Genomic DNA, 17,908 nt, shown 5'->3' on the forward strand with positions numbered 1-17,908 from the left:
TCAATTCCTTCCCTCCAGATACAGCGCCAGATCCACGAGCCTTGGGGCGGGGAGGTCCGCCTGCGGCAATCCTCCGGAAAGCGCGCGGTAAAGCGTTACACGGTTTTCAAGCATTTCACGCTCGGCAGCAAGCACCTGCCTGGCCAGGCTCTGCTGTTCGGTGGTCGCGGTGAGCAGATTGAGAAAATCGACTGCGCCGCGGGCATAAGCGCGGCTGCGGCGCTGGACAATCAGATCGGAAAGGTCCTTGCGCTCACGCAAATGCACCAGTTCCTGCGCCAGGGCATGCTCGCGGATCAGGGCCAGTTCCACTTCCGACAGCGCCTGCTTCACGGTACTGCTGTACAGGGACCAACGTTCCTGTAGCGCAGCCTGTTCCTGATCCCGCGCCGAAGCCAGGGCGCCTCCATCAAAGAGCACTCCTTCCAGGGAGACGGCAATCGCCAGCAGCCAGTTTTCAGTGATATCACTGATCAGGCTGGTGCCATTGCTGGCAACGGCAGAAAGGCCCAATACCGGCAGCCGATCCGCCCAGGCCTGGTCCGCAAGGTGGTACCCCTGCAACAGGTTGCGCTGGGCCTCACGCACATCGGGCCGGCGCAACAGCAACTGGGAGGGAATGCCGGTATCCGGCAGGGCCGGCAACGCCGGCAGACCCGCGATTTTGTGGATAACCTCTGCGAGTTGCACCTCAGTGGTACCGAGCAGCGCTGCCAACTGGACTCTGAGTGTCTCGATATCGGCTTGCACCTCCAGCAGCACCTGCTCGGACTGCCGCACCAGCTGGCGCTGCTGCAGCACATCGGCGGCATCGACGATACCGCGCCCAAAACGCAACTCCATTACCTGCAGTGACTTGCGGTTGGTTTCCAACTGCTGTTCGAGCAGATCCAGCTGGCCCCAAGCTTCACGCAGTTGCAGCCAGGTAGCGGATACTTCTGCGGCAAGGCTCAGGGCAGCAGTCTGAAGGTTTTGCGCCCGGGCCAAAAACCCTGCCTCAGCGGCGCTGGCGCCGGCACGCACCCGCCCCCACAGGTCCACTTCATAACTGGCGGCAATTCGTGTACTCCAGCTATTACCTTCGTTGGACTCATCAGTAAAGTCTCCTGAAGAGAAACGCTGTTGGGTATTTTCAGTCTGGGCAGTCACCCTTGGCCAGAGCCCGGAACGGGCACCACGGGCCACTGCAGCTGCCTGCTGCAGGCGCCAGTAACTGGCCTGGATATCCGGGTTGTCCTTCAGCGCAAGCAGCACCAAGTGATCCAACTGCGAGTCATCGAAGCTGCGCCACCAGCGCAATTTGGCGGCGGCGGTGCCGGAAGCGCGAAAACTTGCTGGTAACTGCAACTGATTCCCGGGCTGGTCAGTCTGGATCGTCTGGGATGAACAGCTGGCGAGAAGTGGAATACAAATTGCCAAAATGCGATAAAAGCGCAAGGAATGTCACCGAAAACAGAATGTAAATTGCACAAAAACAGAGATTTATTGCGGACATTATCTCGCCACAAAAACCCCTCGCAAGGCGATTTACCCTTGTTTACACAAGGGTTTAAAGGCCCGAGAAAATTTTGTGGCCTGTGGGAGTGCTCCCGCACAGTTACTTAGGTATGATGCGCCACACTAAACTGTAGGGTCACCGGGACCCACTGCGGGCTTGAAGCACCGCTTCTAACGGTGTACATCGATAACAGAAGTAGATAGAGACAAAGCATGAGTAAACATCAGCCCCTCGCCCACTGGGACGATATCTTGCTGCTGGACCAACAGCTGACCGACGAAGAGCGCATGGTGCGCGATACTGCACGCGAGTATTGCCAGAGCAAACTGATGCCGAGGATTCTGGAGGCCAACCGCCACGAAATCTTTGATCGGGAGATCCTGCGGGAAATGGGTGCACTGGGTCTGCTCGGCGCCACTATCGACGGCTATGGTTGCGCCGGCCTCAACTACGTCTGCTACGGCCTGGTAGCGCGCGAAGTGGAACGCGTGGATTCCGGTTACCGCTCCGCTATGAGTGTGCAGTCCAGCCTGGTGATGCACCCCATCTATGCCTACGGCAGCGAAGAACAAAAGCAGAAGTACCTGTCCAAGCTGGCCACCGGTGAGTGGATCGGTTGCTTCGGCCTGACCGAGCCGGATGCGGGCTCCGACCCCGGCGGTATGAAAACCCGCGCCAGGAAAGTGGATGGCGGCTATCGCCTGAGCGGCGCCAAGATGTGGATCACCAACAGCCCCATCGCCGATGTCTTTGTAGTGTGGGCGAAAGACGATGAGGATATTATTCGCGGCTTTGTACTCGAGCAGGGTATGGAGGGCTTGTCCGCGCCGAAAATCGAGGGCAAATTCTCCCTGCGCGCCTCCATCACTGGGGAAATTGTCATGGACAATGTATTCGTTCCGGAAGAGAACAAGTTTCCGCACATCGGCGGCCTGCGCGGCCCATTCGGCTGCCTCAACCGCGCCCGTTACGGCATCTCCTGGGGCACCATGGGCGCCGGTGAATTCTGCTGGCACGCAGCCCGCCAGTACGGCCTGGATCGCAAGCAGTTTAACCGCCCACTGGCCCAGACCCAGCTGTTCCAGAAAAAACTGGCCGACATGCAAACTGAAATCGCGCTCGGACTGCAGGCCTCTTTGCGTGTAGGGCGGATTATGGATGAAAACAGGCAGTTCGACCCCACCATGATCTCCCTGGTGAAGCGCAACAATTGCGGCAAGGCGCTGGATATCGCCCGTGTGGCCCGCGATATGCACGGTGGCAACGGGATTGCCGATGAGTTCCACGTCATTCGCCACGTGATGAATCTGGAAGCGGTCAACACCTACGAAGGCACCCACGACGTACACGCTTTGATCCTCGGTCGTGCCCAGACCGGGCTGCAGGCTTTTGTCTGAACCTGTCGCATTCCGGGCCCGACCGCGGGCCCTCTGTCGTCAAGCCCGACGCCCTATTGTGCCGTCTCTCCCCTTGCCAGACCATGAATGTTATCCTGCCCGGCCTCGCCAGTCTGCAGGTTTAACGACGTTATGGATCAGTTGCTGTATGGGTTTGACCTGATCGGCATAGTGGTATTTGCCTTCAGCGGCGTGCTTGCCGCAGGGCACAAGCAGATGGACCTGTTCGGTGCGGTGGTGCTCGCCTGTGTGACCGCCACCGGTGGCGGCACGACCAGGGATATCATCCTGAATCTCCCGGTATTCTGGCTGCAGGACACTTACTATTTGTGGATTGCCGCAACTACCGGTGTGCTCAGCTTTTATCTGATACGCTACCTCCAAGTGCCCATGCGCCTGCTGATGTTGGCCGACGCCATCGGACTCGCCGTATTTGTCGTGATCGGTACGCAGAAAGCATTGGAGCTTGGCTACTCAGCCACGATTGCCATCGTGATGGGCGTGATGACCGGCACTGTAGGCGGTGTGATCCGGGACCTGCTGTGCGGTGATATTCCCCTGTTGCTGCGCCGTGAGATCTACGCCACCGCGGCGCTCAGCGGCGCCAGCGTTCTGGTTTTTCTGGGTGCCAGCGACAAATTGGCGGGAGACCTGATTGTTGCTATTGCCATGCTTGTCACCTTGTCAATTCGCCTGGCCGCCCTGCGCTGGAACCTGTCGGCACCCATTGCGCGGGTTGGCCACCGTTAAACGGTACCGGGGAAGATCGCTCTAAAAACCCATTACAGCTCAAAGGAGTGCGTTCAGTGCACACTTTCCGTCCGTTCACCGCCGTATCCGTTCTGCTCTGCCTGCTGGTCGGAGCCTGCGAGCGGGCCGGCCAACAGCAACAGCCCGGGCAGGCCGCGCAGGATAAGGCCCATACCCGCTTGATTCCCAAACCCTGCTGGTTTGAAACCGGTGACACCTGGCCCCTGACCCAGTGTTTTATGGTGGAGGTCCCGGAGGACTACACCCATCCATCCAAACGCAAGATCCACTTTCCCGCCGTACGCTTTCACGCCAAGAAACCAAACCCCAACAAGGCGCCCCTGCTGCATCTGGGTGCCGGCGGCCCGGGCGCCAGCATGGGCCTGGAGCCGGAAAATGCCAGCGATTGGCTGTGGCTTAACTATGCGGCCATGTCAGTAGAGGATGGCCGCGACCTGATAGTGATTGACCCCCGCGGCACCGGTATGGCACAGCCGCGCCTCACCTGCAGGGAATTTATCGAGGATGCCCGGACCGCCTTTCAGCGCAACCTTTCCCCGGAAGAGGAGGCCCGTGTATTCACTTTCAGTATGGAGCGTTGCTATAGCCGCCTGAGCAAGGGCAGCGATATGGCTCAGTACAACAGCGCCACCATCGCCAGGGATGTGGAGGCACTGCGCAAGCTGCTCGGCATCGATAGTTTTGCCCTCTACGGGGTATCCTACGCTGCCCGCTACGCTCTCACCTATGCGCGGGATTACCCTCAATCGGTGCGCGCGCTGGTACTCAACAGTGCTGTGTTCCCCAATATCGTCTATGCCCAGCAGCTGGCCCAGGACTCTCTGGCAGCCTATGAGCGCGGCTTGAAACACTGTGTCGAGCATAAAACCTGCAACAGCCGCTATCCGAACCTGCGCCGCCGTCTGGAGAATCTGGTGCAGACCCTGGACGAAACACCTCGTACCATTTCCATCAAGCACCGTTACTCTGACCAGCGCTACCCCTTTGTCCTCACAGGACAGCGCTTGCTGCGGGTCCTGTTTCAGGCACTGTACAACGAGCATTTCTACAGCGAACTGCCAAAACTGATCGCGGGGCTGGAAAACCCCGATGATAAAGAACTCAAACCCGCTCAGAAAGCCATTGGAGACTTTATGGACATCGTGCTGGATCCCTACTTTGGCGATGCCGCCGGCGTCAGTCACTTCTGTTACGAGGAAGCTCCCTTTGTGGATTTTGAGCAGGCCCGCGCCAATGCCGCCAAAACCGGTATCCTGGGAGGGGCTGCACGTTCGGACCTGAGCCTGTTGCAGTTACAATGCCGCATTTGGGCCATCCCCTCCGCCCCACTGATGGAATCGCAGGCCATTGCCACACCAGCCCCGGTCATGGTGCTGCACGGCGGCCTGGACCCGGTGCTGTCCCCGGAAGACGTGAATACTGCGCGCAAGGCATTGCCCAACCACCAGTGGCTGCTGTTCCCACAACTGGCCCACGATATTATTTCGGCAAGCAACTGCGCCGAACAGGCCGCCGCGCGCTTTCTCAACAACCCGATGGAAGATCAGACCCAGGCCGCCCTGGTCTGTCGCCAGCAGGAGTTGAACCACCAGCAAGCAGCGAAACCGCAGCAGACAGAAGCGCTGCCCGCACAATTATCGACACCGGAAAGCGGACTTTGATCAGCCCATATTTTCTCTGGGCGACACAAATCCTGGAACAACGCAATGGAAAAGAACAGTGATGACCCGCTAATCGAAGTGGCGGCGCTCACTCGGTTGCAGGCGTGTACGAATCCGGTGATTCTGGACTGCCGCTACGCATTGTCAGATCCTGACAAGGGTGCACGGGCCTTTGCCAACGGGCATATTCCCGGAGCCCACTATGCCAGCCTTCACAGGGATCTCTCCGCGTCCCTGCAGCGATACGGGGGCCGCCATCCCCTGCCAAGCAGCGCACAGTTCCAGCAGTTAGCACGCAAACTGGGCGTGTGCCGTACTACACCCGTGGTTGTTTATGACGATAACCGTCTGGGTTTTGCCGCGCGGGCCTGGTTCCTGTTTTTCTTTTTTGGCCATAAAAGCATCCATATTCTGAATGGTGGCCTGCAAGCCTGGAAGGATGCGGGCCAACCCCTGGAAACCCGTGCGCCCACCCCACGCCCGGCGGGTGATTTCAAACCCGAGCCACAGGAAAACCTGCTGGTTCACTATGCACAGGTAAAGGCCGGACTGCACACTGCTTCCTGGCAATTGGTCGATGCGCGCGATCACGAGCGCTTTGCGGGCCTGAAGGAGCCCATCGACCCCATCGCTGGCCATATCCCCACCGCCATTAACAGTCCCTGGCAGGAAATCACCGAGACTGCGAGCGGTAAGGTAAAATCCCCCGAGGTCTTGCGCAAACAGTGGGAGTCTCTCTCAAACGGTCGGCCACTGCTCAACTACTGTGGCTCCGGAGTGACCGCTTGTGTGAATTTTTTTGCCCAATATCTGGCCGGCCGGCGCGACTCCCTGCTCTACCCCGGCAGCTGGAGCGACTGGTGCGCGCACCAGCGGGGGCGCCATTAACGCCAAATGCCCACTGGAAAAATGCGCAAGCGCGGAGCCGGGGGGCGGCAGTTCGCAAAGCACACCAGGACGGCGGCGCCGAGGTACCCCTCCTGGCTTCAGTCATGCATGGGATTGCGCAGCAGTGGACAAACCGCCTCTTTGTTTTTCGCCATGTACTGCTGGTGATACTCCTCGGCGTAGTAGAACTCCGGCGCCATACTGATTTCGGTAGTGATCCTGCCGCGATTTTTTGTATCCAGCGCTTCCTGGATTGCCGCTTTACTGGCTTCGGCTGCTTTTTTCTGCGTTTCGGTATAACAGAAGATACAGGAGCGATACTGTGAGCCGATATCATTGCCCTGGCGCATTCCCTGGGTGGGGTCGTGCCGGTCCCAGAAAAGACCCAGCAACTCCGCATAGCTGACAACTGTGGGATCGTAAACAACTTTGACCACCTCGGCGTGTCCGGTGCGCCCACTGCATACCTCGTCGTAATTGGGGTTCTCGGTAGCGCCATCGGTATAACCAACAGCGGTGGCAAAGACACCCTCAGTTTCCCAGAATAAGCGCTCGGCGCCCCAGAAACAGCCCATGCCAAACAAGGCAACTTCCGTATCCTCTGGAAATGGCTCCTTGATGGGATTGCCATTGACAAAGTGGACACCACTGATTTCCATCGGTTGTGGCCGGCCGGGCAAAATCTGATCCGCATCCGGTATCTGGAACTTGTCGTATTGCATACTGTTGTCTCAAGTGCTGAAATTTTCTTTCATCAGGATAGCCATAAGCCGCTTATCTGCCCAGAGCCATACTTAGGCTAAATCCACCCAACTATCAAATAGATAAGAGAGCTATTTGATCCATACTCTAAAATGTTCGCCGATTAACAATATAAGGAGCCGTCATTGGCACGTTTAATTCTTCTGTTTCTCATTTTGATCGCCGCCTGGATTGCCTGGCAGAAAATCAAGTCCAGCGCACCGGGGAACCGGCGCAAACAGCTCTTCCTTGCCGCTGTACTGGGTGCGGCCGTAATTGTGGTCATTCTGGCCTTGAGCGGGCGGCTGCACTGGGTTGGCGCGGCTGCCCTGCTGATACTGCCGGTGCTGGGACGTCTATTCAACCAGCTCCCCCGCCTGCTACCATGGCTGTCACCGCTGCTGCAAAAATATACGCAAAGCCGCCAATCACCCGGGCAACAGCAGCGCAAAGCTGAGCACCGCCAGGCGGGGCCCCCGCTCACCGAGGGCGAGGCCCGGCGTATCCTCGGCGTTGGCGCCAATGCCGGACGGGATGAGATTGTAGGTGCCCACCGCAGGCTGATGCAAAAGCTGCACCCGGATCGCGGTGGTAACGACTACCTGGCATCGCGCGTCAACGCTGCCAAGGAGTTTCTGCTGCGTATACTTTAGGTTTCTCTGCCAGGCTTTGCGAATAAAAGGGGCCGGCAGCGCTTCCACTGTCACTGGGAATCTGCCGGGACAGAGGCTAGTTACGCTGTAGTGTTCGCCTCCACATCCTCCCTGCTGGTGTGATTTACTCCGTTGTTCCGTCGGCAAAACAGCGACGCGATTACGCCAGCGCCAGCACCCCTCACCCGATCTTTGGGCGGGGGCAACTACCCGGTCGCACACTTTGATAAAGACTTTAAAAATCATCGGAAACTCACTGTTTTTACTTAATTTTTTAAACTCAATTACCTTTCAGAATGCCCTCCCTAGCCGCCAGGATTGATCTCAATGCGCGGGACAGAAATTCGCGGCGGTAGAGTATATAGACCACTATAAGGTAACTGGCGATAAACAGGACAGGGTGAATAAACCACCCCAATACAGACATGGAGAAGTAATAGGACCGCAGCCCATAGTTGTAACTGTGGCCCGCATGGTCAATCACTTTGGCGGCATTGATGGCAAAACAGCGCCGCTCCTTTTCAGAAAGAGTGCTATTTTGTGCAGGTGTGGCGCCGATAAGCACATTAGCAAAGGAGTATTGACGCAAAGACCAGGTGAAATTGAAGAAGGCAAAGATGTAAATCAGGATTAGCAACATCACCTTGAGTTCAAACTGCTCAACCGTAGTGGACTCAGCGAAAGGCAGACTGGTCAGCACTGCAATAGCGGCCTTGTTGGCCGTCAGTGCAGTGACCAGACCCGCCAGAATCAGAATACTAGTGGAGGCGAAAAAGCCGATTACCCGCTCGAGGTTGCCCAGTATGGCAGTATCCGCCATGCGCAGTTCCCGATCCAGCATACGCAGCATCCACTCCACCCGAAACCATCGCAAAGAGGAGGAGAGGCACCAGGTTTCCCTGGCTTTTTTTCGCGCAAATAAGGTGTAGCCTACCCAGGTGATAAAAAAGCCTGAGACACTGGCAATATCCAACCAGGACAACCGCGATCTCCCTGTTCGTCTACATTTATGCCGAGGCCTTGGCGGGCCGAGCCTTCGCCATGCCGGCGCCCCTGTCAACACTGTCTTTCCGATGCCTGCAAGCGGTAGAATAGCGCCCTTTCGACGGCGGCGGAGGCCGGCGGCAAGATTCAAATAACTCCAGGAAACTGTCCTTTGAGCAACTCACATCCCGCATTTGAACTGGTTACCAACGCAGAAATCGATTCTCTCGGCGTGAGCGTCGAGGAATATCGCCATGTCACCACCGGTGCCCAGCACCTGCATATTGCCGCAGACAACCCGGAGAATGTTTTCCTCTTGGCACTGCGCACAGTGCCCGGGGACTCCACCGGAGTGGCGCATATCCTTGAGCACACTGCACTGTGTGGCAGTGACAAGTATCCGGTGCGGGATCCCTTCTTTATGATGATCCGCCGCTCTCTCAATACCTTTATGAACGCTTTCACCAGTTCCGACTGGACCGCCTACCCCTTTGCCAGCCAGAATCGCAAGGATTTCGACAACCTGCTCAGCGTTTATCTGGATGCGGTTTTCTTTGCGCGACTGGACCCGCTGGATTTTGCCCAGGAAGGGCATCGACTGGAATTCTCCGAAGCCGGTAACCCCGACAGCGATCTGGTGTACAAGGGTGTGGTCTTTAATGAGATGAAAGGCGCCATGAGTTCCGTCAGCGCCCAGCTTTGGCACACCCTCAGCAAGTATCTGTTCCCCACCACCACTTACCACTACAACTCTGGTGGTGAGCCGACCGATATCCCCAAACTCAGTTACGAACAGCTGGTCGCTTTTTATCGCAGCCACTATCACCCGAGCAACGCTATCTTTATGACCTTCGGCGATATTCCCGCCGCAGAGCACCAGGCGGCATTCGAGGAAAGAGCCCTGCACAAGTTCGAGCAACTGGAAAAAGCCATCGCTGTCGGCCGCGAGGATCGCTACCAGGCACCGCTCAAAGTGGAGGAACACTACCCCCTGAACGGCGAGGAACCCAGTGGCAAAACCCATATCGTCCTGAGCTGGCTGCTAGGTGATGTCACCGACCTGGAAGAGGCCCTGACGGCGCACCTGCTCGCCGGCGTACTGCTGGACAATAGCGCCTCACCCCTCATGAAACTGCTGGAGACCACCGATCTGGGCACTGCCCCCTCTCCGCTGGTGGGGCTGGATGATTCCCAGCGTGAACTGGTATTTGTCTGCGGTATTGAGGGCAGTGAACGGGAGCACGCCGACGAGTTCGAGAAACAGGTACTCGCAATACTGACAGAAGTTGCGCAAAACGGCATCCCCTACGAACAGGTTGCTGCCAGCTTGCACCAGTTGGAATTACAGCAGCGCGAGATTGGCGGCGACGGCTACCCCTATGGTTTGCAGCTGATCCTGACTGCCCTGACCGGCGCCACCCATCGCGGCGATGCCATCGGCCTGCTGAATATCGACACCACCCTGGAGAGGCTGCGCGAACAGATCAAGGACCCGACCTTTATTGCCGGCAAAGCCCGTGCACTGCTGCTGGAAAACCAGCACCGTGTGCGCCTGGTGCTGAGCCCCGATGACCAGCTGGCAACACGCCGCGCGCGGGCGGAAAAAGACCAGCTTGCGCAGATCAAATCGCGCCTCAGTGAAAGAGACCGAAGCCATATTATCGAGACCACCAGGGCGCTGGTAGACCGGCAAAACCGCGAGGACGATGCCTCAATCCTGCCAAAAGTTGGCGTTGAGGATATTCCCGCGGAACTGCCGGACGTAGAGGGTGAAAAGACCTCCTTGGGAGCGCAAAAACTGACCCGCTACAGCGCTGGTACCAACGGCCTTGTCTACCAGCAGATGGTGTGCGCCCTGCCGGAACTCAGTGAGGAGGAACACCAGCTGCTCCCCTACTACTGTCAAATCCTGAGTGAAGTTGGCCTGGGGGACAGAGACTACCTGCAAGTCCAGCAGTGGCAGACCCGCGTGGCCGGTGCACTGCACGGTTTCACCAGCAGCCGTACGGCCATCGACAACCTCGATACTCTATCCGGTCACTTTATCCTGTCCGGTAAAGCGCTGGCACGCAACCAGGGTGCACTGACCAACCTGATGCAGGCCACCATGGAGCAAGTGCGTTTCGATGAGTCCGCCCGCATCCGGGAATTACTGCAACAGACCCTGGCCCGCCGCGAGCAGAGCGTTGTCGACAGTGGCCACGCCCTCGCCATGGCCGCGGCCAGCGCGGGGTACAATCGCGCCGCTTTTGAGAGCCACGCCAGTGGCGGTCTGCTCGGTTTGCGCAACCTCAAGGGGCTGGTACGCGATCTCGAGCACAAAGCAGGGCTGCAGAAGCTCTCCATGCAGTTCCAGGCGATCCACCGGAAAATTCTTGCCGCACCACGCCAGTTCCTGTTGATTGGCGAGGCGGAAAAGCTCGACGACTTTAGCCAGGCCTTGTCGCCACTCACTGCCACCCCCACTGAAACGCCAGCCAATCCCGAGGCACCTTTTGAATACAAACACATACAGGCCCTTTGGATCGTCAACAGCCAGGTAAATTTCTGTGCCAAGGCGTATGCCACTGTTCCGCTATCCCATTCAGATGCAGCGCCGCTTTCCGTATTGGGTGGCTTTTTGCGCAATGGCTTCCTGCACCGCGCTATCCGCGAACGGGGGGGTGCCTATGGCAGTGGTGCGGCCCAGGATAGCAATATTGGTGTATTCCGCTTTTTCTCTTACCGCGACCCACGCCTGGGGGAAACCCTGGACGATTTTGATGCGTCCCTGAAGTGGCTGGCAGCGGGGAAGCACAAAGCCGAACAGGTGGAAGAAGCGATTCTCGGCGTCATCGGCGGTCTGGACAAGCCCGGCTCTCCCGCCGGAGAGGCCAAAAAGAATTTTCACTCCGCCCTGTACGGTCGCAGCCACGCAGTGCGCCAGGCGTTTCGCAAGCAGGTAACGGAGGTGACCCTGGCAGACCTGCAGCGGGTAGCCGCCACTTATCTGGACCCGAACAGAGCCAGCGTCGCCGTTGTTACCGGCCCCCAGGGCCGCAGTGGAGGCCTACAGCTGGGCCTGCTGGAAGAACAACTCTAGCAAAGGGTTGCCTCACTGGTGTTGGTGTTAGCTGAGGGCCAGCGCACTTGCGATAGCATTGGGCTCAACCCGGAGGATTTTCTCCAGCAGGAACCGGTGACCCCGGTTCTGAAGTTGAACTGCCCGGCCCAACCTGTCCCTGGAATAACCGGCAGCTTGTCCGTTACCCTGAGGGATATGTCCTTGAGTGGTTTGGGGCAGAGCTTTGGTTTGCCCGGACTCGCCCCCACCACCTGACAGGAAATACGTTGTAGAGGCGACCAACCACCCCCCTCCCCGCCATTGGACAAGCGCCAGGGAACACCTGGAGCAGCTAAAAGCTAATTGACTTGCAGTTTACTGGTTTCTAGGACACAAAAAAGCCGCTCACAGAAGAGCGGCAGTAAATGCGCAGGTTTTCAACTGAATCTATCTCCAACCCGGTCAGCTGAGCGTCGGGTCAAGCGCTAGAAATCGTAATTGAACGCCAATGCCAGGGTGCGCGGAGCGCCGTAAAAACCTGTTTGGAAAGGCGCGCCAAAATCATAACCGGCAATGCGGTAGGTTTTATCGCTGAGATTTTTACCGATCAGGCTGGCACTCCAGCTGCCTGATCCCGGGTAATAGGTTGCAGTGGCATCCACCAGGGTATAAGCCTTCTGATCGAGAATACCCGGCGCTTCAAAAATCTGCGTATCCGCACGGTAGGATACCGATGGATTGAACACCAGTTCGCCGTCGGCCATGGGGACAGACCAGTTCAACTGCACCATCGCTGTGGTATCTGGCGTATTCTGCATATCAAGTGTATCGGCGATATTTTCACCGCCGCTCTGGAACTCGATAAATTTCGCATCAATTAGACCGAGGACCGCATTGGCCGTCAGGTTGTCCGTCACCGCCAAAGAAGCTTCCAGCTCGAGGCCCTGGATACGGGCCTCGCCGGCATTCAGCACCGCACTGGCAAAACCGCCACCGGGAACCAGCGTCTGGGTGGTAACCTGCATATCCGTGTAATCGGCCCGGAACAGGGCGCCGTTAAGGCGCAGGCGGTTGCCCAGCAAATCCAGCTTCCAACCCAATTCTGCACTGTCAACCGTTTCCGGGTCATAGCCGTCGACAGTTTCCGGGTTTACGCTCGCATCTCCGCGCATATCAAAACCACCGGATTTAAAGCCCGCGCTGTAGGACAGATACACCATGGCATTGTCACTGATCTGGTAGTCGATACCCATACGCGGAGAAAACTGGCCCCAGTCGTTCTCACCGGTGTAATCCGTCAAAGCCGCCAGAAAAACCGGATCGGGGGTATCGGCATAGTAAAGGGCATGGGAAAAATCACTGCCGAGTCCCAAGTAGTTACCCTTAAATACCGCTGCCTTTTTTTTGTCTCTGGTGTAGCGGCCGCCCAGATTCAAGTTCCACTGGTCTGCAAACTGCCAATTGTAGTGCGCATAGGCGGAAATACTCCGGGTATCCACCTTACCGGCCACTTTCTGGGTAAACCCGGCCGGCACCGCAAGATAGCCCAGCACTGCATCGAAAGCGCCGGAGGCGGTACCGTCATAGTAGTAAATACCACCCACCAGATCTGCGTTATCCCCCTGCCACAAGAACTGGAACTCCTGCGTAAACTGCTTGTCGTCGTAGATCGCAGGGACGTCAAACCAGGCACCCTGGGTGCTATCAAAATCGATCACAGTGTCAGTATTGCCCTCCCGCCTGGCAGTGATGGACTTCACAGTAATCGCGCTGGAAACCTCATACTCGACGGCCAGGGATACACCGGAGGTCTCGACCAGGTTATCGCTGGGCAAATTGGTCTCGGTATCATATACACTATCGAGGACCGGCTCACCGGCAAGGCCCGGACCAAAGCGGTGGCCGTGCTTGGAGGCGGACTTGTCCTTGGTGTGATCCGCGGCCAGGCGCACCCACAGCCTCTCACTCGGATTGATTTCCACAGATATGCGACCGCTCACAATATCCTTGTTGTACTGGTCTTCACCGGTAATCACATTTTCGCCAAAGCCATCGCGCTGAAATGTGGCAACAGCACCACTGACATAGACAGTATCCGATAGCGCGGTTTGCCCGGACACTTTCAGATCGCGCTGATTGTAACTGCCAAGGGCCGCGCTGAAGCTCAGTTCACTGTCACCGGTGAGGCGCTTGGTCACATATTTGACCGCACCGCCGATGGTATTTTTGCCGTACAGGGTGCCCTGGGGACCACGCAGCACTTCAATGGAAGCCACGTCATACAAATCCATCACGGCGCCCTGGGGGCGAGCGATATAAATGTCGTCGACATAAATACCAACACCCGGCTCGAAGCCCCATAGGGGGTCCTGCTGGCCAATACCGCGCACAAATGCCGTCAGCGTAGAATTGGTGCCTCGGCTGGTCTGCAAAGTGGTGTTGGGCGCAAGTTTTTGCAGGTCGGTAACATCGGTGACGCCATTTTGCTGTAGTGCATCCTCATCGAATGCACTCACGGCCACGGGCACCTCCTGCAGGGACTGTTGGCGTTTTTGTGCCGTCACGATAATTTCTTCCAGTACCGGTTCGGCAGAAGCGAAACTAACACCACTGGCCAGCAGAACGCCGGCAGCTAGCGGATTGAATTTGCTGTTGGGGCCCATGATCCTCTCCCTAAAGATCTAAATAATTCTTATTTCGGTATTGCTGTGATCTGCAGAATATACAACCGATCCTGAACTCCGACTCTACCGACTTGTAGCGTCCCTGCCTGCTAGACCAAGGTATGAGTTCAAACTGCTGTGAACAGGTGCCTTTGGTGGCGACAGGTAGTATATTGGCTCTCAACGCGCTCAAATAATGACCAAATCGGATGCCGTTGTGTTTAGCTTGTTGACTCTGGCTGTTTTGGGTCTGGCTTACCTGCTGCTGCTTTTCGCGGTGGCCTTTTGGGGAGACCGACTACCAGTCCGTCGTATAGGTTCCGTCAAACCCCTACTGCTTGCCCTGGCCGGCACCTATACCAGTGCCTGGATGTTTTTCGGCACCCCGGCGCAGGCTGTTGAAGACGGCTGGTTGCTGCCCCCCACGTTTGTTGGCGCTACCCTAATGATCGCTTTCGGCGCGCCCTTGCTGCGCCGCTTTGTCAAACTGACCAAGCAACAGGGCTGCACCTCTATCGCCGACTTTATCAGCGCCCAGTACGGCGGCTCGCAACTACTGGCGGCGGTGGTGGCGGCAGTCGCACTGGTGGCCGTATTGCCCTATCTGGCACTACAATTGCGTGCGATCAGTGACAGTTTCCTGCTGCTGACCGATGCCTCGGTATCTTTCACACCCACTATCACACTGGTGATCGGAGTTACCCTGGGCCTGTTCGCATTGATGTTCGGTACCCGCAATATCGACAGCGGAGCGCACCGCAACGGCATGCTGATGACCGTGGCGCTGGAGGCCCTGATAAAAATCCTCGCTTTTGTCGCTGTCGGCTACTATGCCACCCACCTGTTGTTCGATGGCCCCTGGGATCTTGCCCGCAGTGCACTCAACAGTGAGCGATTGCAACTGCTGGCAGCGAGCCGCCCGGCAGATACTGGCTTTTTTGCCACCATCGTGCTGGGTATGGCGGCCATGTTCTGTCTCCCGCGCCAGTTCCATATTCTGATGATCGAAAGCGACAGCGATAAGGATATCCACACGCTGCGCAAATTGATTCCATTCTACCTAGGTATACTGACCCTATTTATTGCTCCAGTGGGCTACGCTGGCTACCTGTGGCTGCCCGCTCACTACGATAACCCTGAGCGCTTCGTACTGGCTCTGCCGCTCGAAAGCGGGAATCCAGGCCTGGCACTCCTGGCGTTTATCGGTGGCCTGTCGGCCGGCGCCAGCATGATTATTGTCGCTACCATCGCCCTGTCCACCATGATTGCCAACACCATGGTGGTCCCCTGGTGGCTACAGCGGGCCCAGCAAACGCCGCAACAGGCGCCGCAGCAGGCCTTGGGGCATAACCTGCGCCGGGTGCGCCGCGTGATTATCGCCGGCATTATGGGCTGTGCCCTGTTGGTGAATGCCAGCATGGGGGCAGAGGTCCGCCTGGGCACTTTTGGATTGTTGTCGCTGGCACTGGTAGCGCAATTGGCCCCGGCCATGATTGCGAGCCTCTATTGGCGCCGGGCGCGCGCAGAGGGTGTTGTTGCAGGGCTACTCGCCGGTACCGCTGTGTGGACAGTCTCTCCTCTGGCAAATGCCCTGGGATACCCAGACCTCTTGGGCAGGGCGCTCGGTTTCAGCGCGCTCACCATCGGTTGTGTACTGGGCCTGGGCCTGAACACCCTACTTTTGTGGTTTGTATCCCAGTGGTACAACCACCATTCGACGACCACAGCCGCCCGTAACGAATCACCGGGCCAGTTGGATAAAAACGCCTTGTTTCGCCTGCTGGCGCGCTTTATCGGTGCCGATGCCGCGCATAAAACCTTTGCAGGGGTTAAAAACCGGCAAACTGGCGACAAAGCCCCCTTCACCCCGTACCGGGACATAACGGAAAAAGTACTCGCCGGTATTGTCGGCTCCTCCAGTGCACAGCGCCTGCTGCGGGAACTGGGCAGCGCGAAAGCGCCGGGTATCGATGCGGCGTCGGAGGTCTATCGATTTGGCCGCAGCCTGCTGCAGAGCAGTATCGACAATATTGAGCAGGGTATCAGCGTAATCGACGGCAACCTGAATCTGGTGGCCTGGAACGGCCGCTACCTGGCACTGTTTCACTACCCGGGGCCTTTGATTTATGTCGGCCAACCCGTCGCCGAGTTGGTGCGCTACAACGCCGAACGCGGTGAATGCGGCCCGGGCGCGGTCGAAGAGCACGTGCGCAAGCGGGTGGCGCATTTGCGCCGCGGCACCGCCTACAAGGTGCGCCGCTATCGCCGGGATGGCACGGTGCTGGAGATTCGCGGTATGCCATTGCCAGAGGGCGGCTTTGTCACCACTTACACGGATATTTCCGACTACGCACACGCAGTTCGGGAACTGGAAGACATCCGCAATTCCCTGGAACAGAAAGTGTCTCAGCGCACCGCAGAAATTGAACGGGTCAACCGCGATTTACAGGAGGCCATGGCCAGTAAAACCCGCTTCCTGGCTTCGGCGAGCCACGACCTGGTACAACCGCTCAATGCCAGCCGGTTGTTCTTGGACGCACTGGCTGGACACGACCTGGACAGTGACAGCCGCACCCTGGTGCACCGAACCGACGATGCCCTGCATGCAGCTGAACGCCTGATTACCGACATGCTGCAACTGGCGCGGATGGACGCCGGAGATATCAAGCCACAACTGCAGCCGCTCGCCCTCTCCAGTATTCTCGATGTGGCAGTGGCCGAGGCCCGTTTGCAGTTGCGCCAAAAAGCGGGGCCAACGCTCCAGCTGCGCTATCGCCCCAGCTCGTACTGGGTGGCCAGCGACCCGAACATGTTGCGCCGGGTGGTGCAGAATCTGTTGGAGAATGCAATCAAATATACCCGCCACGGCGGTATTCTGATCGGTTGCCGCACCCGTGGCGATCGCCTGTGCCTGGAAATCTGGGATACCGGCGTGGGCATTGCGCCAGAGCAGCAAAACGCTATCTTCGAAGAGTTTACCCGCCTGGGCGGTGCCAGTGAAGGGCACGGTTACGGCCTGGGTCTCGCCACCGTCAAGCGCCTGTGTCACCTGCTCAAAACCCCGCTGGCCCTGCGCTCGCGCGTGGGCCACGGCAGTGTCTTCAGGCTGAGCCTGACGAGAACCGGGGCGCTGCCCGGCCCCCCGGCGCTGGCAGTGACCGGTCCGGGGGCGGCGCAACCCATACACCTGCAGGTGCTGTGTATCGACAACGAACCGCGGGTACTGCAGGCCATGCAGGCGCTGTTGCAGGGGTGGGGTTGCGCGATCCGGGTCAGCACGGGCCGACAGACCCGGGACTTGACCCTGCCAGATGTTATGCTGATGGACTACCATCTCGACGATGCCACCAACGGCATCGCCCTGGCCCGGCAGTTGTTCGTGCAATGGGGAGGCGGCTGCCCTTGTGTCGTGATCTCCGCTGAGAATACCGACCAGGTGCGTACCCGCGCCCAGCACGCTGGATTTTACTTTCTGCAAAAACCCATCCAGCCCGCCGCGCTGCGCGCTTTGCTGAGTAGCATCGCCCAGCAAAGCATTCCTACCAAGGTCGAATAGTGGGCGCACAGCGGGTGCGCTAGCGTATGGTCTGAGGCCACAACAACCACTAT

Annotated in this window: 12 protein-coding genes; 8 read left to right on the forward strand and 4 right to left on the reverse strand. The window is 58.0% G+C overall.

From position 1 onward, the window contains the following. A complete protein-coding gene (locus tag Q5Y71_RS03970; protein ID WP_306040280.1) occupies window positions 1-1,347 on the reverse strand; it encodes an efflux transporter outer membrane subunit in 1,347 nt (448 codons plus the stop codon). Between the two features lie 363 nt (window positions 1,348-1,710). On the opposite strand from Q5Y71_RS03970, the gene Q5Y71_RS03975 reads away from it, so the two are divergent. The 4 genes from Q5Y71_RS03975 to Q5Y71_RS03990 all read left to right on the forward strand — a co-directional run bounded on the left by Q5Y71_RS03975 (window position 1,711) and on the right by Q5Y71_RS03990 (window position 6,215). Beyond that, window positions 1,711-2,895 (forward strand): acyl-CoA dehydrogenase, encoded by a 1,185-nt coding sequence (locus tag Q5Y71_RS03975; RefSeq protein WP_306040281.1) that lies wholly within the window; start codon window positions 1,711-1,713, stop codon window positions 2,893-2,895. A 132-nt stretch (window positions 2,896-3,027) separates the two neighbouring features. Further along, on the forward strand, window positions 3,028-3,645 hold the full coding sequence (locus Q5Y71_RS03980; protein ID WP_306040283.1) for a trimeric intracellular cation channel family protein: 618 nt from the start codon (window positions 3,028-3,030) through the stop codon (window positions 3,643-3,645). 56 nt (window positions 3,646-3,701) lie between these two features. Next, complete coding sequence (locus Q5Y71_RS03985; RefSeq protein WP_306040285.1) at window positions 3,702-5,327, forward strand: alpha/beta fold hydrolase; 1,626 nt, start codon at window positions 3,702-3,704, stop codon at window positions 5,325-5,327. A gap of 45 nt (window positions 5,328-5,372) precedes the next feature. Next, a complete protein-coding gene (locus Q5Y71_RS03990) occupies window positions 5,373-6,215 on the forward strand; it encodes a sulfurtransferase (protein WP_306040286.1) in 843 nt (280 codons plus the stop codon). Between the two features lie 98 nt (window positions 6,216-6,313). Here Q5Y71_RS03990 and msrA read toward each other — a convergent pair whose 3' ends face one another. Next, on the reverse strand, window positions 6,314-6,937 hold the full coding sequence (gene msrA / locus Q5Y71_RS03995; protein WP_306040289.1) for a peptide-methionine (S)-S-oxide reductase MsrA: 624 nt from the start codon (window positions 6,935-6,937) through the stop codon (window positions 6,314-6,316). 165 nt (window positions 6,938-7,102) lie between these two features. Between msrA and Q5Y71_RS04000 the strand changes: the two genes are divergently transcribed. After that, complete coding sequence (locus Q5Y71_RS04000) at window positions 7,103-7,609, forward strand: molecular chaperone DnaJ (RefSeq protein WP_306040291.1); 507 nt, start codon at window positions 7,103-7,105, stop codon at window positions 7,607-7,609. A gap of 280 nt (window positions 7,610-7,889) precedes the next feature. On the opposite strand, the gene Q5Y71_RS04005 is transcribed toward Q5Y71_RS04000, so the two are convergent. After that, entirely contained in the window at window positions 7,890-8,591 is a 702-nt protein-coding gene (locus Q5Y71_RS04005) for a DUF599 domain-containing protein (protein WP_306040293.1), read from the reverse strand. A gap of 174 nt (window positions 8,592-8,765) precedes the next feature. On the opposite strand from Q5Y71_RS04005, the gene Q5Y71_RS04010 reads away from it, so the two are divergent. Both Q5Y71_RS04010 and Q5Y71_RS04015 read left to right on the forward strand, forming a co-directional pair. Continuing rightward, window positions 8,766-11,675, forward strand: coding sequence for an insulinase family protein (locus Q5Y71_RS04010; protein WP_306040296.1), 2,910 nt, complete (start codon window positions 8,766-8,768; stop codon window positions 11,673-11,675). An 18-nt stretch (window positions 11,676-11,693) separates the two neighbouring features. Next, window positions 11,694-11,912: a hypothetical protein gene (locus Q5Y71_RS04015; protein ID WP_306040298.1), complete on the forward strand. Its 219-nt coding sequence runs from the start codon at window positions 11,694-11,696 to the stop codon at window positions 11,910-11,912. A 209-nt stretch (window positions 11,913-12,121) separates the two neighbouring features. Here the strand turns inward: Q5Y71_RS04015 and Q5Y71_RS04020 are convergent, their stop codons facing one another. Next, window positions 12,122-14,299 carry a TonB-dependent receptor gene (locus tag Q5Y71_RS04020; RefSeq protein ID WP_306040300.1) on the reverse strand — a complete coding sequence of 726 codons (2,178 nt, stop codon included), beginning with the start codon at window positions 14,297-14,299 and terminating at the stop codon, window positions 12,122-12,124. A gap of 217 nt (window positions 14,300-14,516) precedes the next feature. On the opposite strand from Q5Y71_RS04020, the gene Q5Y71_RS04025 reads away from it, so the two are divergent. After that, window positions 14,517-17,855: a PAS-domain containing protein gene (locus tag Q5Y71_RS04025; protein WP_306040302.1), complete on the forward strand. Its 3,339-nt coding sequence runs from the start codon at window positions 14,517-14,519 to the stop codon at window positions 17,853-17,855. Window positions 17,856-17,908 lie beyond the last annotated feature (53 nt).

Source organism: Microbulbifer sp. 2205BS26-8 (genome assembly GCF_030731025.1).
GTDB classification, from domain to species: domain Bacteria; phylum Pseudomonadota; class Gammaproteobacteria; order Pseudomonadales; family Cellvibrionaceae; genus Microbulbifer; species Microbulbifer spongiae.

Bases quoted from the DNA above. Each gene is read 5' to 3' on its own strand.
- Q5Y71_RS03990 (WP_306040286.1), top strand. From the start codon at position 5,373: ATGGAAAAGAACAGTGATGACCCGCTAATCGAAGTGGCGGCGCTCACT.
- msrA (WP_306040289.1), bottom strand. From the start codon at position 6,937: ATGCAATACGACAAGTTCCAGATACCGGATGCGGATCAGATTTTGCCC.
- Q5Y71_RS03975 (WP_306040281.1), top strand. From the start codon at position 1,711: ATGAGTAAACATCAGCCCCTCGCCCACTGGGACGATATCTTGCTGCTG.
- Q5Y71_RS03980 (WP_306040283.1), top strand. From the start codon at position 3,028: ATGGATCAGTTGCTGTATGGGTTTGACCTGATCGGCATAGTGGTATTT.
- Q5Y71_RS04020 (WP_306040300.1), bottom strand. From the start codon at position 14,299: ATGGGCCCCAACAGCAAATTCAATCCGCTAGCTGCCGGCGTTCTGCTG.